This window comes from Thalassospira sp. A40-3 (assembly GCF_015871485.1).
GTDB lineage: Bacteria > Pseudomonadota > Alphaproteobacteria > Rhodospirillales > Thalassospiraceae > Thalassospira > Thalassospira tepidiphila.
In genome coordinates this window covers 2,891,176-2,913,328 of record NZ_CP065428.1, presented here as the reverse complement: position 1 = coordinate 2,913,328, position 22,153 = coordinate 2,891,176, and the positions used below count along the sequence as shown (strand labels likewise).

At 55.4% G+C, this 22,153-nt stretch carries 22 protein-coding genes; 17 read left to right on the top strand and 5 right to left on the bottom strand.

Annotated features, from left to right (window positions below; translation table 11 throughout):
* The first annotated feature begins 3 nt into the window (after positions 1–3).
* From IT893_RS13450 to IT893_RS13385, 14 genes are all read left to right on the top strand, one after another.
* Positions 4–762 carry an SDR family NAD(P)-dependent oxidoreductase gene (locus IT893_RS13450; protein ID WP_197145465.1) on the top strand — a complete coding sequence of 253 codons (759 nt, stop codon included), beginning with the start codon at positions 4–6 and terminating at the stop codon, positions 760–762.
* Between the two features lie 2 nt (positions 763–764).
* Complete coding sequence (locus IT893_RS13445; protein ID WP_143588777.1) at positions 765–1,259, top strand: MarR family winged helix-turn-helix transcriptional regulator; 495 nt, start codon at positions 765–767, stop codon at positions 1,257–1,259.
* Positions 1,252–2,064: an enoyl-CoA hydratase family protein gene (locus IT893_RS13440; RefSeq protein ID WP_197145464.1), complete on the top strand. Its 813-nt coding sequence runs from the start codon at positions 1,252–1,254 to the stop codon at positions 2,062–2,064. The genes IT893_RS13445 and IT893_RS13440 overlap by 8 nt, the downstream gene beginning before the upstream one ends.
* Complete coding sequence (locus IT893_RS13435; protein WP_197145463.1) at positions 2,064–3,215, top strand: acyl-CoA dehydrogenase family protein; 1,152 nt, start codon at positions 2,064–2,066, stop codon at positions 3,213–3,215. The genes IT893_RS13440 and IT893_RS13435 overlap by 1 nt, the downstream gene beginning before the upstream one ends.
* 25 nt (positions 3,216–3,240) lie before the next feature.
* Positions 3,241–4,866: an AMP-binding protein gene (locus IT893_RS13430; protein WP_197145462.1), complete on the top strand. Its 1,626-nt coding sequence runs from the start codon at positions 3,241–3,243 to the stop codon at positions 4,864–4,866.
* On the top strand, positions 4,863–6,056 hold the full coding sequence (kynU, locus tag IT893_RS13425) for a kynureninase (protein ID WP_197145461.1): 1,194 nt from the start codon (positions 4,863–4,865) through the stop codon (positions 6,054–6,056). The genes IT893_RS13430 and kynU overlap by 4 nt, the downstream gene beginning before the upstream one ends.
* A gap of 1 nt (position 6,057) precedes the next feature.
* Positions 6,058–6,906: a tryptophan 2,3-dioxygenase gene (kynA, locus tag IT893_RS13420; RefSeq protein WP_197145460.1), complete on the top strand. Its 849-nt coding sequence runs from the start codon at positions 6,058–6,060 to the stop codon at positions 6,904–6,906.
* Positions 6,907–7,043: 137 nt separating this feature from the next.
* A complete protein-coding gene (locus tag IT893_RS13415) occupies positions 7,044–8,183 on the top strand; it encodes an ABC transporter substrate-binding protein (protein ID WP_008891971.1) in 1,140 nt (379 codons plus the stop codon).
* A gap of 79 nt (positions 8,184–8,262) precedes the next feature.
* Positions 8,263–9,180 (top strand): branched-chain amino acid ABC transporter permease, encoded by a 918-nt coding sequence (locus IT893_RS13410; RefSeq protein ID WP_008891972.1) that lies wholly within the window; start codon positions 8,263–8,265, stop codon positions 9,178–9,180.
* Positions 9,180–10,166 (top strand): branched-chain amino acid ABC transporter permease, encoded by a 987-nt coding sequence (locus tag IT893_RS13405; RefSeq protein ID WP_197145459.1) that lies wholly within the window; start codon positions 9,180–9,182, stop codon positions 10,164–10,166. The genes IT893_RS13410 and IT893_RS13405 overlap by 1 nt, the downstream gene beginning before the upstream one ends.
* A complete protein-coding gene (locus IT893_RS13400) occupies positions 10,159–10,908 on the top strand; it encodes an ABC transporter ATP-binding protein (protein ID WP_197145458.1) in 750 nt (249 codons plus the stop codon). The genes IT893_RS13405 and IT893_RS13400 overlap by 8 nt, the downstream gene beginning before the upstream one ends.
* A gap of 1 nt (position 10,909) precedes the next feature.
* The gene (locus IT893_RS13395) at positions 10,910–11,599 is read left to right on the top strand and encodes an ABC transporter ATP-binding protein (protein ID WP_120225342.1); all 690 of its coding nucleotides are present in this window, start codon (positions 10,910–10,912) and stop codon (positions 11,597–11,599) included.
* Position 11,600: 1 nt separating this feature from the next.
* Positions 11,601–12,032, top strand: a complete 432-nt coding sequence (locus IT893_RS13390; RefSeq protein WP_008891976.1) for a thioesterase family protein — start codon at positions 11,601–11,603, stop codon at positions 12,030–12,032.
* Positions 12,025–12,420 carry a RidA family protein gene (locus IT893_RS13385; RefSeq protein WP_063090420.1) on the top strand — a complete coding sequence of 132 codons (396 nt, stop codon included), beginning with the start codon at positions 12,025–12,027 and terminating at the stop codon, positions 12,418–12,420. Before IT893_RS13390 ends, IT893_RS13385 begins: the two co-directional genes overlap by 8 nt.
* A gap of 85 nt (positions 12,421–12,505) precedes the next feature.
* On the opposite strand, the gene IT893_RS13380 is transcribed toward IT893_RS13385, so the two are convergent.
* From IT893_RS13380 to IT893_RS13365, 4 genes are all read right to left on the bottom strand, one after another.
* Entirely contained in the window at positions 12,506–13,666 is a 1,161-nt protein-coding gene (locus IT893_RS13380; RefSeq protein ID WP_197145457.1) for an ABC transporter permease, read from the bottom strand.
* Complete coding sequence (locus IT893_RS13375; RefSeq protein ID WP_064789942.1) at positions 13,663–14,583, bottom strand: ABC transporter permease; 921 nt, start codon at positions 14,581–14,583, stop codon at positions 13,663–13,665. Before IT893_RS13375 ends, IT893_RS13380 begins: the two co-directional genes overlap by 4 nt.
* A 14-nt stretch (positions 14,584–14,597) precedes the next feature.
* The gene (locus IT893_RS13370) at positions 14,598–15,695 is read right to left on the bottom strand and encodes an ABC transporter ATP-binding protein (protein WP_197145456.1); all 1,098 of its coding nucleotides are present in this window, start codon (positions 15,693–15,695) and stop codon (positions 14,598–14,600) included.
* A gap of 158 nt (positions 15,696–15,853) precedes the next feature.
* The gene (locus tag IT893_RS13365) at positions 15,854–16,996 is read right to left on the bottom strand and encodes a substrate-binding domain-containing protein (protein ID WP_008891981.1); all 1,143 of its coding nucleotides are present in this window, start codon (positions 16,994–16,996) and stop codon (positions 15,854–15,856) included.
* Positions 16,997–17,230: 234 nt separating this feature from the next.
* Between IT893_RS13365 and IT893_RS13360 the strand changes: the two genes are divergently transcribed.
* On the top strand, positions 17,231–18,745 hold the full coding sequence (locus tag IT893_RS13360; protein ID WP_197145455.1) for a PLP-dependent aminotransferase family protein: 1,515 nt from the start codon (positions 17,231–17,233) through the stop codon (positions 18,743–18,745).
* A 329-nt stretch (positions 18,746–19,074) separates the two neighbouring features.
* Here IT893_RS13360 and IT893_RS13355 read toward each other — a convergent pair whose 3' ends face one another.
* A complete protein-coding gene (locus tag IT893_RS13355) occupies positions 19,075–20,394 on the bottom strand; it encodes an aminotransferase class III-fold pyridoxal phosphate-dependent enzyme (protein ID WP_197145454.1) in 1,320 nt (439 codons plus the stop codon).
* A 196-nt stretch (positions 20,395–20,590) separates the two neighbouring features.
* Here IT893_RS13355 and IT893_RS13350 point away from each other — a divergent pair, with 196 nt between their 5' ends.
* A complete protein-coding gene (locus IT893_RS13350; RefSeq protein WP_197145453.1) occupies positions 20,591–21,325 on the top strand; it encodes a TSUP family transporter in 735 nt (244 codons plus the stop codon).
* 36 nt (positions 21,326–21,361) lie between these two features.
* Positions 21,362–22,120 carry an SDR family oxidoreductase gene (locus IT893_RS13345; RefSeq protein ID WP_197145452.1) on the top strand — a complete coding sequence of 253 codons (759 nt, stop codon included), beginning with the start codon at positions 21,362–21,364 and terminating at the stop codon, positions 22,118–22,120.
* The last annotated feature ends 33 nt before the right edge of the window (positions 22,121–22,153 follow it).

Here is a 22,153-nt window from a genome sequence, read left to right as displayed (position 1 = left end):
CCGATGGCCGATCTTGCCGTTCATAACGCATTGATCACCGGCGGCGGTTCCGGTGTCGGGGCCGTGATGGCCAGGATGCTTGCCGATGCCGGGGTGAAGGTTGTGGTATCCGGACGGCGATCAGATGTGCTGGCCGAAGTTGCTGAATATGAAAACATCACTGCCATCGTGGCCGATGTCACCGATGAAACATCAGTACAAGATATGTTCACGACCATGGTCGATGTGGTCGGCACCCCCGATCTGGTGATCGCCAATGCAGGGATGGCTGAAAGTGCACCGATTGGCAAAACATCGGTCGATCTTTGGCAGCGGACCATGGATGTCAATCTGACCGGGACGTTTTTGACGTTCCGTGAAGGATTGGCCGCGATGGATAAGACCAAGCCGGGGCGGCTGATTTCAATCGCATCGACAGCGGGGCTCAAGGGCTATGCCTATGTTACGGCTTATTGTGCGGCAAAACATGGCGTTGTGGGCATGGTCAAGGGTATGGCAGCCGAGCTTGCCACCAGCCCGATCACGATCAATGCGGTTTGCCCGGGCTTCATGGAAACGCCGATGTTGGCAAAGTCGGTTGAAAACATCGTTGCCAAAACCGGCATGAGCAAGGATGCCGCGCGCGCAAGCCTTGCCAAAATCAATCCGCAAAACCGGTTCATTCAGCCTGAAGAGGTTGCTGAAACCGTCATGTGGCTTTGCAGCCCCAAGGCGGCATCGATAACGGGACAGACGATTTCCGTTTCGGGAGGAGAAGTATGAACATGAACAAATCCGAAGCACTTTCCGAACGGGCAGGAAATGAGACGTCTGATCTGTCGAAGGCACGTTTACGCGCCTGGCTGCAAATCCTGAAGGTATCGCGCAAGATCGAGGGCGAGTTGCGTGAAAAGATGCGCCTTGAGTTCGGATCGACCCTGCCGCGCTTTGACGTGCTGGCCGCCCTTTATCGCGAACGCGATGGCATGCGCATGAGCGAGCTTTCAAAGTCTCTGATGGTATCAAACGGCAATGTCACCGGGATCGTTGATCGTCTGGTGGCAGAGGGATTGGTTGTTCGCATGCCGGTCGAAAATGATCGCCGGGCATCAATTGTGCGTCTGACCAAGGCCGGTGAAAAAGATTTCGCTGAACGTGCGTTGGTGCATGAAGGTTGGGTTTCGGATCTGTTTTCCGATTTGTCGTCTGGCGATGCCGATGCCCTGATCCGCATCCTGCGCAACATTTCCCATCATAACGAGGCGCCCCACCATGACTAAGATGGCAAACATCACGCCCAAACATTTCAACTGGCGCATGGAAGGCGACGTTGCGGTCATTTCGCTTGATCGCCCGGATCGCAAGAACCCGCTAACCTTTGAAAGTTATGCCGAGCTTCGCGATACATTCCGCGATCTGGTCTATGCCGATGACGTCAAGGCGGTCGTGTTTGGCTCGAACGGGGGCAATTTCTGCTCTGGCGGGGATGTGCATGACATCATCGGCCCGCTGATCGACAAGGACATGAAAGGCCTTCTTGAATTCACCCGCATGACCGGTGATCTGGTCAAGGCGATCATTGGCTGTGGCAAGCCGGTGATTGCGGCGGTTGATGGTGTTTGTGTCGGTGCGGGGGCGATCATTGCCATGGCATCTGATTTGCGACTGGCGACGGCGGCATCGAAAACCGCGTTCCTGTTTACCCGGGTCGGGCTTGCCGGATGTGACATGGGCGCGTGCGCCATCCTGCCGCGCATCATCGGACAGGGCCGCGCGGCTGAGCTTCTTTATACCGGCCGATCCATGTCGGCAGAGGAAGGCGAACGTTGGGGCTTTTATAATCGTTTGGTCGAAGCGGAGCTGCTTGAGGCAGAGGCGATTGCCCTTGCAACCCGCATTTCCCAAGGCCCGAACTTTGGTCACATGATGACCAAAACCATGCTGGCCCAGGAATGGAATATGTCGATCGAGCAGGCGATCGAGGCCGAAGCACAGGCGCAGGCGATCTGCATGCAGACCGAGGATTTCAATCGCGCCTACAAGGCATTCGTTGCCAAGGAAAAACCGGTTTTCGAGGGCGACTGATGGCAGATAAGACCTATCTTGATTGGCCATTCTTTGAAGACCGCCATCGTGAACTGGCGACAAAGCTTGATGATTGGGCCGCGGCCAACATCAAGGGTATCAATCACGAAGATGTCGATGCGGCCTGTCGCGATCTTGTCGCACGTCTGGCCAGTGGCGACTGGTTGCGTCATGCCGCGATTGATCCGGCTGACGCGGGATCAAAGCTTGATGTCAGATCGCTTTGCCTGATCCGTGAAACACTGGCGCGTTATGACGGGCTTGCTGATTTTTCTTTTGCGATGCAAGGGTTGGGGAGTGGCGCAATCTCCTTGTTCGGAACAAACGACCAGAAAGATAACTGGTTGCCAAAAGTACGTTCCGGTAAGGCGATTGCCGCCTTTGCGCTGACCGAACCGCAATCGGGCTCCGACGTTGCCAATATCGCGCTTGAGGCAAAGCGTGATGGTGATGACTTCGTCCTGAACGGTGAAAAAACCTGGATATCAAACGGTGGCATTGCCGATTTCTATTGCGTCTTTGCCCGCACCGGCGAAGCCCCCGGGGCCAAGGGTCTTTCGGCCTTCATCGTTCCGGCGAACGTGCCCGGCTTTGAAATCGCGGAACGCCTTCACACCATCGCGCCGCATCCGTTGGCACGTTTGAAATTTACCGATTGCCGTATTCCGGCATCCGCCCTGATGGGCAAGGGAGGGGATGGGTTCAAGATCGCGATGTCGGTTTTGGATGTTTTCCGATCGACCGTTGCCGCAGCCGCCCTTGGCTTTGCCCGTCGCGCGCTTGATGAAACCATCACCCGCGTTCAGGAACGCGAACTGTTTGGTGCGCCGCTTTTTGATTTGCAGATGGTTCAGGGGCATGTCGCGGACATGGCGCTTGATATCGATGCCTCGGCCCTTCTGGTTTATCGCGCCGCCTGGCTTAAGGATAGTGGGGCGCCGCGGGTTAGTCGCGAGGCGGCGATGGCCAAACTTTATTCAACCGATCATGCACAAACCGTCATTGATAAGGCGGTGCAAATTCATGGCGGCGATGGTGTGCGCAGCGGGCACATCGTTGAATCGCTTTACCGGGAAATTCGCGCCCTTCGCATTTATGAAGGCGCATCCGACGTCCAGAAAATAATCATCGCACGGCAAACGCTGGCGTAATAATGGCTGTATCAGGGACTTCACAATGCTCGGACCAACCGCACATACCGATAGCTTCACACGGGACAAGTTGCCCCCGTTTGCAGAATGGCCGGATATCAATCTGGATGGGTTTGATTATCCCGAATATCTGAATGCCGGGGTCGAACTGACCGACAAGATGGTCGAACAGGGATTTGGCGATAACACAGCCCTGATCGGCAATGGACGCCAGCGTACCTATAAGGAACTGGCAGACTGGACCAACCGGATCGCCCATGCATTGGCTGAGGATTACGGTGTCAAACCCGGTAATCGCATCCTGATCCGGTCGGCCAATAACCCGGCGATGGTAGCCTGTTGGCTGGCGGCAACCAAGGCCGGTGCGGTTGTGGTCAATACCATGCCGATGCTGCGTGCCGGTGAGTTGGGCCAGATCGTTGACAAGGCCGAGATCGAATTTGCCCTGTGCGATACCCGCCTGACGGATGAACTGGTGGCGTGTGCAAAGGACAGCAAGTTCCTTAAAAAGGTGATCGGCTTTGATGGTACGGCCAATCATGACGCGGAGCTTGATCGCATTGCCCTGACCAAATCGGTCAAATTCGAAGCGGTCAAGACCGGGCGCGATGATGTTGCCTTGCTTGGCTTTACATCGGGCACCACCGGCAGTCCGAAGGCAACCATGCATTTCCACCGGGATCTTTTGATCATTGCCGATGGCTATGCCAAGGAAGTGCTGAATGTCACCCCTGATGACGTGTTTGTCGGCTCCCCGCCGCTGGCCTTTACATTCGGGCTTGGCGGGCTTGCGATCTTTCCGCTGCGGTTCGGGGCGACCGCGACCTTGCTTGAAAAGGCATCGCCGCCCAATATGATCGAAATCATCGAAACCTATAAGGCAACGGTCTGCTTTACCGCACCGACTGCGTACCGCGTGATGTTATCAGCCATGGAAGATGGTGCTGATCTGTCATCGCTGCGCGCCGCTGTTTCGGCCGGTGAAACCCTGCCAGCCCCGGTCTATGAAGCGTGGATGGCAAAAACCGGCAAGCCGATGCTTGATGGCATCGGTGCGACCGAGATGCTCCATATCTTTATTTCCAACCGGTTCGGTGACAGCCATCCGGCCTGTACAGGTCGGCCGGTAACCGGATACGAAGCCAAGATTGTCGATGACAAAATGAACGAAGTACCGGTCGGAACCGTCGGGCGCCTTGCGGTGCGTGGTCCCACGGGATGTCGTTATCTGGATGACGTGCGTCAGAGCGTGTATGTCCGCGATGGCTGGAACCTGACGGGGGATGCGTTCTTTGTTGATGAAGACGGCTACTATCATTTCGCGGCACGCAACGACGATATGATTGTGTCGTCGGGCTATAACATCGCCGGGCCAGAGGTCGAGGCGGCGTTGTTAGCACATGCTTCGGTGGCGGAATGTGCGGTTGTTGGCGCGCCCGACGAGGAACGCGGAACGATCGTTCAGGCGCATATTGTCCTGGCCGAAGGGTTCGATCCAACGCCCGAGATGGCCAAAGCGCTTCAGGATCATGTAAAAGCGACCATCGCGCCGTTTAAATATCCGCGCTCCGTCGTCTTTATCGAGGCATTGCCAAAAACCGCGACTGGAAAAATCCAGCGCTTCAGACTGAAACAGGAACCGTCTGCATGACCGACTTTGCCGCCACCAAATCCCTGTTCCATATCCCGGAAGGTGTGATTTACCTTGATGGGAACTCGCTTGGCGTGCTGCCGAAAACGGCGGCCAACCGTGCTAAGGAGATGATCGAACAGGAATGGGGGGAAATGCTGATCCGTGGCTGGAACGATGCCAAATGGATGGAGCAACCCGAACGTGTCGGCAATCTTGTCGCGCGTTTGATCGGGGCGGCACCCGGTACTGTGGTGATGGGCGATACCCTGTCGATCAAGGTCTATCAGGCACTCGCAAGTGCGCTTGAAATGCGCCCGGATCGCAAGGTGATCGTTTCTGATAATGGCAACTTCCCGACCGATCTTTACATGGCGGACGGCCTGATCAAGTCGCTTGATCGTGGTCATGTGTTGAAAACACCGAACCCGGAAGATGTCGAAAGCCTGATTAACGAGGATCTGGCTGTGCTGATGCTGACCCAGGTGGATTACCGGACGGGCCGCATGCACGACATGAAACTCCTTACCGATCTGGCGCATGCCGCTGGTGCGTTGGTGATTTGGGATTTGGCGCATTCGGCCGGGGCTGTGCCGGTTGATTTGGCGGTATGCAATGCCGATTTCGCGGTAGGCTGTACCTACAAGTATCTGAATGGTGGTCCCGGTGCACCGGCCTTTATCTATGTCCGCCCGGATCATGCAAAATCTGCCCGTCCGGCACTTTCGGGCTGGTTGGGGCACGCAGCACCCTTCGCCTTTGATCCCGATTACACCCCGGCACCGGATGTGTCGCGCATGCGTGTTGGTACCCCGCCGGTCATTCAGATGACCGTGTTGGAAGAAGCCATGAAGGCATGGGACGGCGTTGACATGGTCGATATCCGCAAACGCAGTATCGAGCTGTGTGAACAATTCATCGCCGGGGTCGAGGCAAATTGTCCGATGTTGGAGCTGGCAAGCCCGCGCCATCCCGAACAACGTGGATCGCAGGTGTCGTTCAAGTTTGATCAGGGCTATGCCGTTATGCAGGCCTTGATTGCGCGCGGTGTGATTGGTGACTTCCGCGCACCGGATGTGATCCGTTTTGGTTTTACCCCGCTTTATATCGACAAGGGTGATGTTGATGGTGCGGTGAAGATTTTGGCTGAAATCATGGAAACGCGTGCTTGGGACAAGCCGGAGTTCCACAAACGCAACGCGGTGACCTGAGATGGCAAAGCAGACCTCGCCATATGATCCAAGCACGGAAGGTGCGCGCACGGATTTCTCCGATCAGATGTCCTATGGGGATTATCTGTCACTTGATGCGATCCTGACGGCTCAGCACCCGCAGTCCGATGCCCATGATGAAATGCTTTTCATCATTCAGCACCAGACATCCGAGCTTTGGATGAAGCTTGCCATTCGCGAAATCAGTGCGGCCCGCAAGGCGATCCATGGCGGCGATCTGCGCCCGGCGTTTAAGATGCTGGCGCGTGTGTCGCGCATTTTCGAACAGCTGAACAACGCATGGGATGTCCTGCGCACCATGACGCCAAGCGATTACACCACGTTTCGCGATGCGCTTGGCCCGTCATCAGGCTTCCAGTCCTATCAATATCGCCTGATCGAATTCATGCTGGGCAATCGCAACCACGCGATGTTGCGCCCGCATGCGCACCGCGAAGACATCACCGAAATGCTCAAGGCGGAGCTGGCAACACCAAGCCTTTATGACGAAGCCCTTTGCTTGCTGAATGCAGAGGATGGAATTGATGTGCCAGCAGACGTTCTGAACCGTGATGTGTCGGCACCCTATTTGCCTGATGATGCGGTGATTGCCGCCTGGCAAAAGGTTTACAGCGATCCGGGCAGATACTGGTCGCTTTATGAATTGGCGGAAAAGCTGGTCGATTTCGAAGACTATTTCCGGCGATGGCGCTTTAACCATGTCACGACGGTCGAACGCGTGATCGGGTTCAAGCGTGGCACTGGCGGCACGGGAGGCGTCAGTTACCTGAAGAAAATGTTGGAAGTAGAACTGTTTCCGGAACTCTGGCGGGTACGAACCGCGCTTTGAGGATGGACGGACCGGATGCAAATACTGCAAAATCAGGGGCAGGCATCAGGTTCACTAAAACCGTGGCGCATAAAGACATAAATGTCGCGGGATCAACGTGTTGCTAAATGAAAAATTGTATAAACACGGAGGCTTAAATGAAGGGTATTAAGACAACCATCGCAGCAGCTGCTGCTTTGCTTGCAGCCGGAGCTGCGCAGGCAGAGCCGGTCAAGGTGGGTATGATCACCACACTTTCTGGCGGTGGTGCAGGGCTTGGTATTGATGCACGTGACGGCTTTATGCTTGCTGTCAAACAGGCAAACAATCCTGATCTTGAAGTCGTAATCGAAGACGATCAGCGCAAACCGGATATCGCGGTTCAGCTGGCCGATAAAATGATCCAGCAGGACAAGGTTGATGTTCTGACAGGTATCATCTGGTCGAACCTTGCGATGGCGGTTGTGCCGTCTGCTGTGGCTCAGGACAAGATCTACATGTCGGTTAACGCGGCACCGTCGCAGCTGGCAGGCAAGGGCTGCAACAAGAACTATTTCAGCGTATCCTATCAGAACGACAACCTGCATGAAGCCGCTGGTGGCTATGCTTCGAGTGCGGGTTATGAAAAGGCGTTCATCCTTGCCCCGAACTATCCGGCAGGTAAAGATTCACTGACCGGCTTCAAGCGCTTCTTCTTTGGCGATATCACCAACGAAGTTTACACCAAGCTTGGCCAAACCGACTACGCAGCTGAAATTGCACAAATTCGTGCATCAGATGCGGATCATGTATTCTTCTTCCTGCCGGGCGGCATGGGCATCGCGTTCATGAAGCAGTATGCCCAGTCTGGCGTCGACAAGCCGCTGATTGGTCCGGCCTTCTCGATGGATCAGGGCATCCTCGGTGCCGTTGGTGACGCAGCACTTGGTGTGAAAAACACCTCGAACTGGTCGAAAGATATCGACAATCCGACCAACGCGGCTTTCGTTGAGACCTTCCAGGCTGAATATGGTCGTCTGCCGTCGCTCTATGCATCGTTTGGCTTCGATACCGCCAATCTGCTGCTGTCGGCGATGGATAAGGCAAGCATTTCGGACAAGGATGCCTTCCGTGAAGCCCTGCGTGCGGCTGATTTCAATTCCGTGCGCGGCAAGTTCACTTTCGGTCCGAACCAGCATCCGATCCAGGATCTTTATGTCCGTGAAGTCGTCAAAGAAGGCGATGTGCTGACCAACAAGATCATTGGTACGGCGCTGACGGATCACTCTGACGCCTATGCGTCGGAATGCTCGATGTAATAAAGAGCTGACAAGAGGCCGGGGGCCGGTTTCGATTTTGTAATCGGCCCCCGACCACCTTGTGACGGAGTTTCCAATAATGTTTTCTCTTTTTCTGGAGCAGCTGTTAAACGGCCTTCAGTCCGGGGTGATGCTGTTTTTGATGGCATCGGGGCTGACGCTGGTTTTCGGTGTGATGGGGCTGATTAACCTTGCCCATGGCTCCCTTTATATGATCGGTGCGTTTGCCTGTGCAGCTGTGGCTGCATGGACAGGATCTTTCTGGCTGGGGCTTGTCGCCAGTCTGATGGCGGCTGCTATTGCCGGTGCGCTGGTCGAAATGTTGATTATCCGCCGTCTTTATAACCGTGATCACCTTGATCAAGTTCTGGCGACGTTTGCGCTGATTTTGATTTTTTCCGAAGGCACCCGCTGGATTTTCGGATCCTTCCCGCTGTTTTTAAGCGTGCCTGATTTCCTGACCGGCACTGTTATCCTGCCGGGTGGATCGCAATATCCGCTTTTCCGTTTGGCTATTATTGTCGCTGGGCTTGCTGTTGCGGTCGGTTTGTTCCTGTTGATCGGCAAAACCCGTCTTGGCATCCGCATCCGTGCGGGCGAGGCTGACCGTGGCATGATCGCGGCCCTTGGTGTCGATATTGATCGTCTTTACACCATCGTTTTTGCCCTTGGGGCTGCGTTGGCCGGGCTGGCCGGTGCCTTTGTTGGCACGACCCAGTCGGTTCAGGTTGGCATGGGCGAACCGGTTCTTATTCTGGCCTTTGTCGTGATCGTCATTGGCGGTATCGGCTCGATCAAGGGGGCACTTGTCGGCTCCTTGCTGGTTGGCTTTACCGACACGATGGGGCGGTTCCTGTTGCCGCATGCGTTTGCGACTTTTCTTGATCCGTCAAGTGCCACGGCGATTGGCTCGGCACTGGCATCCATGTTGATTTATATCGTGATGGCGCTGGTTCTTTTCCTGCGGCCAAGCGGTCTGTTCGGGGCGACTTCCTGATGACCATGAACCGCGAGTTTCTGATTAATTCCATCCTTGCGATTGCGCTCATCATCGTTCCGCTGATCGCGCTTGGCATGGATGAACCATTCATCATCACCCTTGCCACCAAGGTCGCGATCTTTGCCATGGCCGGTGTCGGGCTTAACCTTGTGCTGGGTTATGGCGGGCTTGTGTCGTTCGGGCATGCCGCGTTCTTTGGTATTGGTGGTTATGCCGCCGGTATCCTTGCCAGCCATGCGCTGAACTATGAACCGATCATGGAAAGCCCGTTCCTGATCGAAGGTACAACCCAGATGATCATCATCTGGATTGTTGCCCTTGTGGTTTCGGCACTGGTGGCGCTGGTGATTGGGGCGATCACGCTGCGCACCAGCGGGGTCTATTTCATTATGATCACGCTGGCCTTTGCGCAGATGATCTATTACTTCGCGATCTCCTGGCCAGCTTATGGTGGGGAAGACGGGTTGTCGATCTATGTGCGCAATGGCTTCCCGGGGATCAACACCCTTGATCCGATCAGCTTCTTTGCGCTTTGTGCCGTGATGCTGGCGATTGCGATGGTGTTTTCGGCCGTTCTGATCCGCTCGCGCTTCGGTCTTGCCCTTCAGGGCGCGCGTCAGAACCCGCAACGCATGACGGCGGTTGGCATTGCGCCGTTTCGCATTCGACTGGTGGCCTTTGTGATTTCGGCGATGATCACCGCCCTTGCCGGTGCGCTTTATGCCGATCTCAACCGCTTTGTCAGCCCGACAATGCTGTCCTGGCATATGTCAGGTGAAATCATGGTGTTTGTCATTCTGGGCGGGGTCGGGCGTTTGTTTGGCCCGCTTGCCGGTGCGGCCCTTTACATCATTTTGGAACATCTTCTGGGCGGTGTTTGGGAATTCTGGCAGTTGCCGTTGGGTGTCCTGTTGTTGCTGGTCGTGCTGTTTGCGCGCGGTGGACTTGTAGGGGTTCTGGCGGGGGAGCGTAAACATGTCTGATGCCATTCTTTCGCTTTCCGATGTCACCAAGCAGTTCGGGTCGCTGTTGGCCAGTGACAGCGTCACGCTTGATCTGCGACCGGGCGAAATTCACGCCCTGATCGGTCCGAACGGGGCGGGCAAATCCACCCTGATCAAACAGATCGCGGGCGAGATTAAATCTGATCGCGGCGATATCCATTTCAACGGTCAGAACATCAACGCGCTTGATGCTGTGGCGCGATCCCGCATGGGGCTTGCCCGAACGTTTCAGGTGTCATCCCTGATGCCGGAATTCTCCGTCCTGCAAAACGTCATGCTGGCACGACAGTCGGTTAGCGGCAAAGTGTTCCGTTTCTTTAAGCCGGTGCTGGGTGACAAGTCGCTGGTCGAACCCGCCATGGCACAGCTTGAACGGGTTGGCTTGGCAGACCGGGCGCAGATGCGTGCCGCTGACATCTCGCACGGGGAACGTCGCCAGCTTGAAATGGCCGTCGCCCTTGCCCTGGAACCCAAGGCGTTTCTGTTGGATGAACCGATGGCCGGCATGGGGCCAGAGGGCTCCAAACGTTTGACCGGGTTCCTTGATGGTTTGCGCGGACAGGCACCAATCCTTCTGGTCGAACATGACATGGATGCGGTCTTTGCGCTCGCAGACCGGATTTCGGTTCTGGTTTATGGCCGGATTATTGCCACCGGCACGGTCGACGAAATTCGCGGCAATGATGATGTCAAACGTGCCTATCTCGGGGAGGAAGCCTGATATGACTGCACTTCTCGAACTCAGTGGCGTTACCGCGTTTTATGGCGCGTCACAGGCCCTGTTTGGCATTGATTTGTCCCTGAACGAAGGCGAGGCCGTCGCCCTTATGGGGCGTAACGGCATGGGCAAGACCACGACGATCAAAACCATCTGTCGCATGATGGAACATCGTGATGGTTCCATCCGCTTTGCCGGGCAGGATCTGGCAAAGATGCCATCGCACAAAGCGGCCCGCCTTGGTCTTGGTCTGGTTCCCGAAGGACGCCGGTGCTTTGCCCAGCTGAGCGTAACCGAAAACCTGATTGCTGCCGCCCGTCCGGGCGAATGGGATTTTGATCGTGTGGCGGGACTATTCCCGCGTCTGGCCGAACGCCGTGATCAAAAGGCCATGACCCTTTCGGGCGGTGAACAACAGATGCTGGCGATTGGCCGGGCGCTGATGACCAATCCGCGTTTGCTGATCCTTGATGAAGCAACCGAGGGACTGGCACCTGTCGTGCGTCAGGAAATCTGGGCGGCGATCAATCAGCTTAAACAATCGGGGCTGACGATCCTTGTGGTCGACAAATCGCTTAAGGAACTTTCAGGTGTGGCGGATCGCTATGTGATTGTCGAAAAGGGCATCACGGCCTGGAGTGGGGCGGTGAATGAGCTGACCGACGATCTGGCTGATCGGTATCTGGGGGTCTGACATGGCGGCATTCACCTATACGCAGAAAGTCATGTTCCAACATTGCGATCCGGCGGGGATTGTTTTCTATCCCCGCTATTTCGAGATGGTGAATGCCACGGTCGAGGAATGGTTTGATCAGGTCATCGGTTTCGGGTTCCCGACCATGCACGGGCCGATGAAGGTCGCCGTTCCGACAGCGGCGCTCAGTGTCGCCTTTACCGCGCCAAGCAAGCTTGGCGATGTTTTGGAATTCTGTCTGATCCCGACCCGGATCGGACGTTCCAGTTTAGAGCTGGAAATCACCGCACGATCAGGTGCCGAGCAACGCCTGAAAACAACGGTCACCCTGGTCTTTACGAAACACGGGGCCGGAAAGTCAGTGGCATGGCCAGATGATTTGCGTGCCAAAATCGAAAAAGAAATCAATCAAGTGGTAGAAAACAATGCATAAAATCATTCAGCCTGACGGATGGAAACAGCCCAAGGGATATGCCAACGGCGTCTTGGCCGATGGTGCCCGACTTTACATCGGTGGCCAGATTGGCTGGAACGAAGATCAGGTCTTTGTTGCCAAGGATTTTGTCGGCCAGATGGAACAGGCGCTTAAAAACATTGTCGCCGTTCTGGAAGCTGCTGGCGGCAAACCCGAACACATTGCCCGCCTGACCTGGTATGTCACGGATAAAAAGGAATATCTCGCCCATCAGCGCGAAGTCGGTCAGGCTTATCAGCGTGTCCTTGGCAAGCATTTCCCGGCGATGACCATGGTTGTGGTCAAGGAACTCGTTGAAGACGAAGCACTGGTCGAGATCGAGGCAACCGCCGCCATTCCATCCTGATCAGGCATCAGGGCATGACGGAACAAAAAAGGGCAGCACATCGCGTGCTGCCCTTTTTGTTGATCAGGTTCCCAGAACGGTATCCTTAATTGCCTTCCGGGGCACTCGTTCCGAGGTTCTCGGGCGAGAAGATGTTGTTGCCAAACGGGCTTGGTGCCGATGCACCGCCCTCATCACCGCCAAGAGGACCAAGGTTGGGCATGGTCGGGGCTGGCACAGCCTGTTGTGGCGTGTTGATCGATTGCTGTTCCATCAACTGCTGTTGCAGGGCGCGCTTTTCTTCAAGGACTTGCGCCGTGCAGACACTGGAATCATGGTTCTGGATAAACAGAACCGCTGCAAGTGTCAGAACACCCAAAATCACAGCAATCGTTCCCGGATGTGTGGCGATCTTCAAAGCCGGACGTTCGGCAATCACATGGGCCCAGCCCTTGGTGTAATAGCGATTGCGGCATTCATAAATGATCGCCCCGATCAGCGTGATGGCGATGATAATCACCGCCACGGCCGAAATGGACGGATCAAGACCATACCGCACCTTCGATGACAGAACCGTGGTGAAGGTGCTGCTTGAAACAATCGTAAACACGGTGGTGTTGTAGTTTTCAAGCGATGCCAGAAACGCCAGAACCGTGGCCGAACCAATCGCCGGTGCCATGAACGGCAAAAGCACTTTGACAAACGCCTGCGTTGGGGTGGCCCCCATATCAAGGGCCGCCTCGGTCAGCGTGGTGTCAAACCGCTGGATACGTGACAGGAACACCAGCATCGAATAAGCCGCGATAAAGGTCACCTGACCAAAGATGGTCAGGAACGTTCCGTCATAAAAGAAGCTCTCATAAGGTGCATTGAAAAGGGTGCCGATCCTGTCCCAGAAAATCAGGGTCGAAAGACCGATGACAACGCCGGGTACGAGAATGGGCGCAATGAAGATCGTATAAAGGGCTGCGCGTAATTTCGGACCAACCTGTGACAGCGTGATCGCGGCTGCCAGTCCGATTGGAATGGCAACACAAACAACGCCCACCCCGATTAAAAGCGAATTACCAAGCCCGGAAAGAAGCTTGTCATCGCTGGCAAGCTTGCCAAACCAGTCGGTGGTAAAACACTCCCACGGTGAGACACGCGGGAAGGTCGATGAGTTGAACGCAGTGATCACCATGATGATCAACGGTCCAAACAAATAGGCAAAGAACAGGGTCAAATACAGACCGGGGATCAATGCAGTCGGGGATTTCATCTTCATTGTTTGATCTCCCCGATCGAGACCTTGAACAGCCGCATCACCAGCAGGACAAGCGCGATACAGACGATCAGCAGAACCATCGCATAGGCCGACCCGCGCGGCCAGTTGCCGCCGGAGTTAAACCATTGATAGACCAACTGCGTGAACCACAGGTTCGATGGGCCACCCAAGATCTGCGGTGCGGCAAGCGCGCCGGATGTCAGCATGAAGACCATGGTCATGCCCGATGCAATGCCCGGCTTGGCATAGGGAATGACAACCTTGGCATGGACCTGCCACCAGTTGGCCCCCATGTCACGCGCGGCTTCGATCTGATTGCGATCAAGGCTTTCAATCGCGTTATAAAGCGGGAAGATCATCAAAAGGATGTAGGCATAAGCCAACCCGGCATAGAGCGCGACATCCTGACGGATAAAATCAATCGGCGTATCCCAAAGTCCAAGCCCCATGCCAGTTTCATTGATCACACCCGTGGCGCCAAACAGAATACGAAACGCAAAGGCGCGCAGGATTTCGTTGATCCAGTAAGGCACGATAAGCGCCAGTACCAGCAAGCGGGCCTTGGCGCCGGTCGATGATTTCGCCAGCACAAAGGCCACCGGGTAACAGATGATCAAATCGAACACTGTGACGAACACGGCCGCAAGCAGCGTTTTGAACAGGATGCCGATATCCAGGGTGTTTATCCCGTCCGACGCGCCACTTCCCTGGAAGAAATAGCGATATTGCTCAAGGGTATAAACGTCTTCGGGGCCGCCAATCTTGGCCGGTGGCAGGTTAAACCGGAACGAATAATCCAGCATGGTCAGTTGCGGCAGGATGATCAGAATGAACACCCAAAGAGTGACCGCAAGCATCAGATAGATCGAGACCGCCATCCCGTTGCGTCTGACGAGGTCGTAAAAAAGATCACGCATGATACGGCCCCCCTTTACGCGCTGGCCAATTCGCCCGGTTTGAGCGCAATGCCCATTTCCGGTGCGAAATCGAGTTTGACCGGGGCGTTGGCATCAATCGCGTTGGTGCCATCATTGATCAGCGAAAGCTTAAGGTCCGTGCCACTCGCATTCATCACGATATGGCGCATATTGCCCTCGAACTCTTCGGTGACGAAGTTGGTTTCAAACTGATTGATTGCACTATCGTCTTTCGAAAGCCGAAGCGCTTCCGGGCGCACGAAGAGATGGCAGGCGTCCCCGGGCGCCAAGGCAGGGCCGCCCGCCGGATGGTTTTCGACCGTAAAGGGGGTACCAAGACCGGCATCGATTTTCATCACCTTGCCGTCATTGGACAAAACCGTGCCATCAAGCACATTGTTTTCACCGACAAATGACGCGACAAAGCTTGTCGTCGGGTGATCATAGATCGCCTTGCCATCGCCGATTTGTTCGATCTTGCCCTTGTTCATCACGGCAATGCGGTCTGACATCGTCAGTGCCTCACCCTGATCGTGGGTGATGTAGATAAAGGTCAGACCGACCTGCTTTTGAATGGCGCGCAGTTCGGTGCGCATGTGTTGACGCAGCTTAAGATCAAGGGCCGACAACGGTTCATCAAGAAGCAGGATATCTGGTTCAACCGCAAGGGCGCGGGCAATCGCCACACGCTGTTTCTGACCACCGGAAAGTTCGCTGACTTTCTTGTCGCCCTGACCGGGCAGGGCAATCAGTTCAAGCAACTCATCGGCACGTTTGCGCCGGGTTTTCTTGTCCACGCCGCGCACTTCAAGCGGGAAGGCGATGTTATCAGCGACCGAACGCAACGGGAAAAGGGCAAGGTTCTGGAAAATAAGGGCGGTGGGGCGTTTGTTCGGGCCAACGCCACGCATGTCCTGACCACCGATTTTGACCTTGCCGCGTGTCGGTTCCTGAAAACCGGAAATACAGCGTAGAAGTGTTGTCTTGCCACAGCCCGATGGGCCGAGGAATGAAAAGAACTCGCCACCCGCGATGTTCAGATTTGCTTTATGGACAGCGGTGAATTCGCCGAACTCTACCCAGACATGCTCAAGCGAAATTTCTTTGGTCATAGAACTGACAACCCCCTGAAAACGTCAAAGCCCGTTCGCCCGCAAACACAGGCGATACCGGAATTATTGTTGTTTGAAATGGATCGGCCCCAGGATCATGTCCCTAGAAACCCAAAAAGGGCGACACGCGCAAAGTCGTGCCGCCCCAAAGATCGGAATCAGGCGCTTTCGAAGCGGTTCACATATTCGGTACGCATGTCGGCATACCACTGCGGTTCAGATGGCCACGGGTTGAGGTTGGCCAACGCTTCGCCCGGATAGGCATCGGCAAAGTTCTTGGCATAGGCTTCGCCTGCGAACTTGTCGGCACCCAGAACCGGGGAGTTGTAACCGTGATGGTCAATTGCCTCACCTGCCAGTTCCGGCATGTAGGCATATTTGATGAACTCATAAGCCTGTTCGATGTTTTCAGCACCGGTCGGCAGGGCAAGGCCATCGACCCATGCCAGCGCACCTTCTTTCGGCGCGCGATACATGACAGGTTCGCCAGCCGTTTTAAGTGCAAGCGGCGGGCCATCCCAGGTCTGACCAACGATGACGCCTTCGTTCAGAAGTCCGTTCTTCTGGGTATCGGCATCGTTCCAGATCAGTTTGATGTTGCCTTTACGCGCGATGCACCATTCGGTGATCTTTTCCCAGACCGGGCGCATTTCTTCTTCGGAGGTGTAGGCTTTCCAGACCGAACCCGGGGCCAGTTCGCCCGTGGTTTCCATGTAAAGACCTGCACCCAGCATCATGGAATGCGCACGGCCCATGGTTTTGCCGGCATTGGCTTCGGACCAGACATCGCCATAGGACGGGAACATGCCTTCTGGCTGGAACATATCGGTACGCCACGCCATGCCTTCGGTGCCCCAGATATGCGGCAGCCAATAGGTGGAGCCAGCCTCAAACGCCCAATCGGTGCTGCCGATCTTGGCCATTGCCGGGTTCACCGCCTCGATGGCGACTTTGGACATGTCGAACGGCTGAAGCAGTTCCAGCGCCTTCCACTGAAGGGCGCGGTTATTGGTCGGCGATACGATATCAAAGCCGCGACCTTTGGAAGCCTTCATCTTGTTGATGATTTCCTCGTTCGAGCCGATGCCGGTGTAATTCACCTTGATCCCCGTTGCATCGGTAAACGATTTGAGGAACGTCTCTGGCAGATAATCAGACCACATCAGAATGTTGATTTCGCCAGAGGATGCGAGTGCTTTTCTGCTGATAATTGCAGGCATTGCAAGTGCCGAACCGGCGGCAAGCGAACCTTTAAGAAGTGTGCGCCGGTTAAGTTTCGGGCCGGAAGTGAACTTGGTCATCCGTATGTCTCCTGATAGCCGGGATTTTTCCCTTATGTGCGGCGCACCATGCGCCTCCCTGGTGGACATAACTTCCCTGAACCGACCGCATTATGATCGCGGTTCTTGTTCCTGCTTTATCGCATTGACAAAATGGTATATCTGCCGGTTACTCTAGTAATAGAGCCACAAGACAAAAACTATGGTGCCACGCCGGTTAACGTGCTGCAGTGCCGAATAAAAGGGGCATAACCGATGCTCGACATTCGACTTGAGGATCCGGCAATTGCCGGTCAAACCCTGCAGCAACAGCTGCATCAGGGCCTCGTCGATGCGATTCTTGAAGGTCGGTTACCGTCGCATGAACCCTTGCCGTCGACCCGTGATTTGGCGTCCGCCCTTAAGGTATCGCGCAATACGGTGGTGCTGGTTTATCAACGCCTGCTTGATGATGGATACCTGACAGCCGTTTGGCGGCGGGGGCATTTCGTCAATGAGCAATATATTCGCCAACAACTGCGCCTGAGTGTGGATACGCGGACCGCCTCGCTGTTTACCAAGGAACGTGATCCTGATTTGTGGCGCCGTCATTTGCAGTTCCGCCCGACTGAGGCGCGCAATATCGTCAAACCGGCCAACTGGCGCGATTTCCCCTATCCGTTCATTTACGGGCAAGTTTCACCCGACAAAACCACCATTTCGCGCTGGCGCGATTCCATGCGGCTGGCCGGGTCGCTTGCCCATTCGCAAAGCTGGGTCGGCGATCAGGTCGATATGGATGACCCGCAACTTCTTGAACAGATCATCACCCGCATTCTGCCGCATCGTGGTTTGCGCGCCCATCCGGAACAGTTGCTGATTACCATTGGTGCGCAGAACGCCCTGTTTCTGGTCGGGCAGCTTCTGGCAGGGCGGGGCAGGACGGTTGGCGTCGAAGACCCGGGCTATGTGGATGCACGCAATATTTTTGCCTCCACGGGGGCTGAAATCTGCCCGCTTCCGATTGACAGCGAAGGTCTTGCCAACTCACCCGTACTGTCGAAGTGCGATATGGTCTACACCACGCCATCACACCAGTGCCCAACCAGTGTCACCATGTCACTGGATCGACGTCTTCAGCTTGTTGAACGTGCGCGCAAGGATGATTTCATCCTGGTCGAGGACGATTACGAGCATGAGCTGAATTACCTTGGTCATCAGCGCGCCGCCCTTAAAAGCTACGATAATTCCGGGCATATCATCTATATCGGTAGTCTGACCAAACTGATGTTCCCCGGCTTGCGGATTGGCTACATCCTTGCCGACAGTGAACTGATCAAGGAATTGCGTGCGCTGCGTCGCCTGAATTACCGCCATCCATCCGCACAGGATCAGCGCGCCATGGCGTTGTTCATCGGCGAAGGTCATCTGGACTCACACCTGCGCCGGACGCGTGATCGCCTGTCGGAGAAGTGGCAATTGATGCAAAACGAAATTTCGCGGCAATTACCCGAATTGAATGTCACCCCGACGACGGGCGGGTCGGCAGTTTGGGTTAAGCTGCCCGACAATATCGATGCATGGGCCGTCCATCGCGAAGCCGCTAAACGCGGGGTTTTGGTCGAGCCGGGCGATGTGCATTATTGTGATCCCGACCGCGCACCGCGTGATCGCCTCAGACTGGGGTTTGCCGTGATTGAGCGCGATCAGATTGCGCCCGGCATCACTCAGTTGCGCAATGCCATCATGGCGGTGATTGCTGAAAACAGGAAAGGGACCGCCGCACAGTAAACTGTGTGGCGATCCCTAGGGTCCAAACTCATTCACATAATCGTCCCGGTCACCCGGATTTGTGCGGATATGCGGAGCGAAATCGCCGGAAGATTTATATCTTTCAAGATTTTGCGACAAAATAGCCCGTGCAAATCCGGGTGATCCGAAGGACAACTGCTATGAGAGAAAGCCTCTGCGTCAAATCCCTTGACCGGGGATTACCCCGATCTGCGGGCTTTTCCTTGCTTTTTCTCTCATATCAGTTGCCGGGGCGGTCATGTGAATGAGTTTGGACCCTAATTCCGACCCCACTCCCCCGAGATCGGATCTGTCCCCCGCAAAGCAGATTAAATTGGCGCGCCAAGTACCTTCTGAAGGATGGCTACCATATCGTCGATGTCCTGTTCGGTGCTGACGAACGCGGGCGCGAAAATGATCGCATCGCCGGTCGCCTTGACGTGCAGGCCTTCGTCAAACAGTGCACGCTGTGCCCAACTGCCTTTTGCACCCGGCGCATCACCGGGGGTCAGTTGGATACCCGACATCATGCCATAGCCGCGAAGATCGCTGACATGGGGCAGGTTGCGCAGGCCAAACACACCATCAAGGAAGTGCGAAGACAATTCGTTGGCACGTTCAAACAGTTTGTCCTTGGCATAGATATCAAGGGCTGCGATCCCGGCGGCACAGGCCACCGGATGGGCGGAATAGGTATAGCCATGGAAGAATTCCGGGCGGTCCGCATCGCCGGCGGCGTCAAAGACAGCCGCCTGAATTTCGGCACTGGTGGCAACGGCACTCATGGGAATAGCGCCGTTGGTCAGTGCCTTGGCCATGGTGATCAGGTCCGGCTTGACTGCGAATGCCTGGGAGGCGAAAGCAGAACCTGTTCGGCCAAAACCGGTAATCACTTCATCAAATACCAGCAGGATGCCGTATTTGTCGCAAATCGCGCGAAGCTTTTCGAGATAGCCTTTGGGCGGCACGATGGTGCCAATCGATCCGGCAATCGGTTCGACAAAGACCGCAGCAATGGTATCGCCGCCATAGGTCTTGCAGATTTCTTCAAGATCGTTGGCCAGATCGGCATCGGTTTCCGGCTGGCCGCGGGTGAATTTTTGTTCTTCGGTCCATGTGTGACGCATATGCACGACATCACAGGTAATCCCGGAAAAATCACGACGGTTATTGACCATGCCTGCAAGCGACGTACCGCCAAGGTTCACCCCGTGATAGCCCCATGCCCGCGATACAAAACGGGTGCGCTGCGCATTGCCGGTCGCACGGTGATAGGCGAGGCACATCTTCATTGCGGTATCAACCGCCTCGGAACCTGATCCGGCAAAGAACACACGATCAAGCCCGTCTGGCAGGATACCGGCCAGCTTTTCGGCAAATTCAAACGACACGGGGGCCGCGCGCTGGAAATGCGGTGAATAATCCAGCGTGCTCAGCTGTTTATAAACCGCATCGGCGATTTCCGGGCGTCCATGCCCGGCCGCACAGCAAAACAGACCCGACGAACCATCCAGAATTTCACGGCCTTCCGGGGTCCAGTATTTCACACCTTCTGCCTTGGCAAACATCTGCGGTTCTTCATGAAACAGACGGTTGTTGGTGAAAGGCATCCAATGGTTGGTCATGTTCGGCTTGACGGACACGTTCATGCTGGCTCCTGTCGGCAAGAGTGTGGGGCGGAAATATTATGCTGCTAGCTAAACCCGTCCCCTCGCATGGCGTTAGTGCCAGAACTCGATAATATTTGGGTCCAGATCGCTATGTGGCTCCATCAAAAGGGACGATGTGGCTCTATTGTCGACGCCATCAGTGGCGTAATTCAGGTCTGTAACAACGAGGAATTCCATGGAACTGATCTTGTCTGGTATGGTTGTCGCGGTTGCCGCCCTGTTTCGTGGCGTCACCGGATTTGGCTTTGCATTGCTGGCAGCACTTGGTCTTTCAAGCTTGCTGGCCCCGGCAACGGCAACGCCAATCATCCTGATCATTGATATTGTACTGACCGGCTTGATCCTGCGTGATTTTGATCGGGCCAAGGTCGACTGGCGGGCCTGTTCGATCCTGCTGAGTTTTGGACTTTTCGGGGCGGTGCTTGGCCCGTATGTCGCCTTTGCACTGGATGATCAGACCATCCGGATTGCCACCAACCTTGCAATTGCGGTGGCGGCACTGGTTGCCATGTTGCACCATCCGCCAAAATGGATGGGACATTTTGTTATCGGGGCACTGCTGGCCTGTTCGGTCGGTATTCTGATGTCGGGATTTGCCGTTGGCGGCCCGTTGGTTGCGGCCTGGCTTTTGGCCGGTGGCACGCAAGATGTCCGGGTGCGCAACACGCTTGCGATTTATTTCGGCGCGGTCGATGTGCTGGGATTTATCACCCGGGCGGCCGCGGGCATGTTGCCCGATGATTTCATCGCACTTGTCTTGCCGCTGCTGGTGATTGCCATGATCGCCTATTTCCCCGGCGAGATGATCTATCGGCGCATGTCGGCAACCACCTGGCGGCGTGTTTGTGCCATCAGCCTCGTTCTTATTGCCATTATCGGTTTCGCGCAGACCATCGCACTTGGTCTGTAAGACATTTACCATCTACTCACACCACCGGAGTTCCCCATGACCAAAACAGCACTCATTACCGGCGCAACTTCTGGCTTTGGCGCGGCAACGGCCCGGCGTTTTGTCAAGGAAGGCTGGAAAGTCATCGTAACCGGCAGGCGTGCCGAACGGCTTGACGCGCTTGTCGATGAACTCGGTGGGGCATCGGTTGCCCATGCACTTTGCTTTGATATTCAGGATGCTGATGCAACCCGGAACGCAATTAACAGCCTTCCGGCCGACTTCGCCGAGATCGATCTTCTGGTTAACAATGCCGGTTTGGCGCTTGGCACCGGTCCGGCACAGGAATGCAATCTGTCAGACTGGATGACGATGATTGATACCAATACCAAGGGGCTGGTCGCCATTACCCGTATCCTGCTTGATAAGCTGATCGAACGAAAAGGGGCGATTGTTAATCTGGCCTCCATCGCATCGAACTGGCCTTATCCGGGCGGGAATGTCTATGGCGCGACCAAGGCGTTCGTTCAGCAATTCTCACTGGGTATTCGCTGTGACCTTGCGGGAACGGGTGTTCGCGTCACCTCGATCGAGCCGGGGCTTTGTGAAAGCGAATTCACGCTGGTCCGTACCGGCGGCAACAAGGAAGCCTATGACAAGCTTTACAGTGGTGCCGATCCGATCCAGCCCGAAGACATCGCCGAAAGCATCTTCTGGGTGGCGAACTTGCCAGCGCATGTGAATGTCAACTCGCTGGAAGTCATGCCGGTCAGCCAAAGCTGGTCGCCATTTGCCATTCATCGCAAGCAGGCTTGACCCGTATTTTGCACATTCGTTGGTGAAGGTAAC

Bases quoted from the DNA above. Each gene is read 5' to 3' on its own strand.
- IT893_RS13450 (WP_197145465.1), top strand. From the start codon at position 4: ATGGCCGATCTTGCCGTTCATAACGCATTGATCACCGGCGGCGGTTCC.
- IT893_RS13445 (WP_143588777.1), top strand. From the start codon at position 765: ATGAACAAATCCGAAGCACTTTCCGAACGGGCAGGAAATGAGACGTCT.
- IT893_RS13440 (WP_197145464.1), top strand. From the start codon at position 1,252: ATGACTAAGATGGCAAACATCACGCCCAAACATTTCAACTGGCGCATG.
- IT893_RS13435 (WP_197145463.1), top strand. From the start codon at position 2,064: ATGGCAGATAAGACCTATCTTGATTGGCCATTCTTTGAAGACCGCCAT.
- IT893_RS13430 (WP_197145462.1), top strand. From the start codon at position 3,241: ATGCTCGGACCAACCGCACATACCGATAGCTTCACACGGGACAAGTTG.
- kynU (WP_197145461.1), top strand. From the start codon at position 4,863: ATGACCGACTTTGCCGCCACCAAATCCCTGTTCCATATCCCGGAAGGT.
- kynA (WP_197145460.1), top strand. From the start codon at position 6,058: ATGGCAAAGCAGACCTCGCCATATGATCCAAGCACGGAAGGTGCGCGC.
- IT893_RS13415 (WP_008891971.1), top strand. From the start codon at position 7,044: ATGAAGGGTATTAAGACAACCATCGCAGCAGCTGCTGCTTTGCTTGCA.
- IT893_RS13410 (WP_008891972.1), top strand. From the start codon at position 8,263: ATGTTTTCTCTTTTTCTGGAGCAGCTGTTAAACGGCCTTCAGTCCGGG.
- IT893_RS13405 (WP_197145459.1), top strand. From the start codon at position 9,180: ATGACCATGAACCGCGAGTTTCTGATTAATTCCATCCTTGCGATTGCG.
- IT893_RS13400 (WP_197145458.1), top strand. From the start codon at position 10,159: ATGTCTGATGCCATTCTTTCGCTTTCCGATGTCACCAAGCAGTTCGGG.
- IT893_RS13395 (WP_120225342.1), top strand. From the start codon at position 10,910: ATGACTGCACTTCTCGAACTCAGTGGCGTTACCGCGTTTTATGGCGCG.
- IT893_RS13390 (WP_008891976.1), top strand. From the start codon at position 11,601: ATGGCGGCATTCACCTATACGCAGAAAGTCATGTTCCAACATTGCGAT.
- IT893_RS13385 (WP_063090420.1), top strand. From the start codon at position 12,025: ATGCATAAAATCATTCAGCCTGACGGATGGAAACAGCCCAAGGGATAT.
- IT893_RS13380 (WP_197145457.1), bottom strand. From the start codon at position 13,666: ATGAAGATGAAATCCCCGACTGCATTGATCCCCGGTCTGTATTTGACC.
- IT893_RS13375 (WP_064789942.1), bottom strand. From the start codon at position 14,583: ATGCGTGATCTTTTTTACGACCTCGTCAGACGCAACGGGATGGCGGTC.
- IT893_RS13370 (WP_197145456.1), bottom strand. From the start codon at position 15,695: ATGACCAAAGAAATTTCGCTTGAGCATGTCTGGGTAGAGTTCGGCGAA.
- IT893_RS13365 (WP_008891981.1), bottom strand. From the start codon at position 16,996: ATGACCAAGTTCACTTCCGGCCCGAAACTTAACCGGCGCACACTTCTT.
- IT893_RS13360 (WP_197145455.1), top strand. From the start codon at position 17,231: ATGCTCGACATTCGACTTGAGGATCCGGCAATTGCCGGTCAAACCCTG.
- IT893_RS13355 (WP_197145454.1), bottom strand. From the start codon at position 20,394: ATGAACGTGTCCGTCAAGCCGAACATGACCAACCATTGGATGCCTTTC.
- IT893_RS13350 (WP_197145453.1), top strand. From the start codon at position 20,591: ATGGAACTGATCTTGTCTGGTATGGTTGTCGCGGTTGCCGCCCTGTTT.
- IT893_RS13345 (WP_197145452.1), top strand. From the start codon at position 21,362: ATGACCAAAACAGCACTCATTACCGGCGCAACTTCTGGCTTTGGCGCG.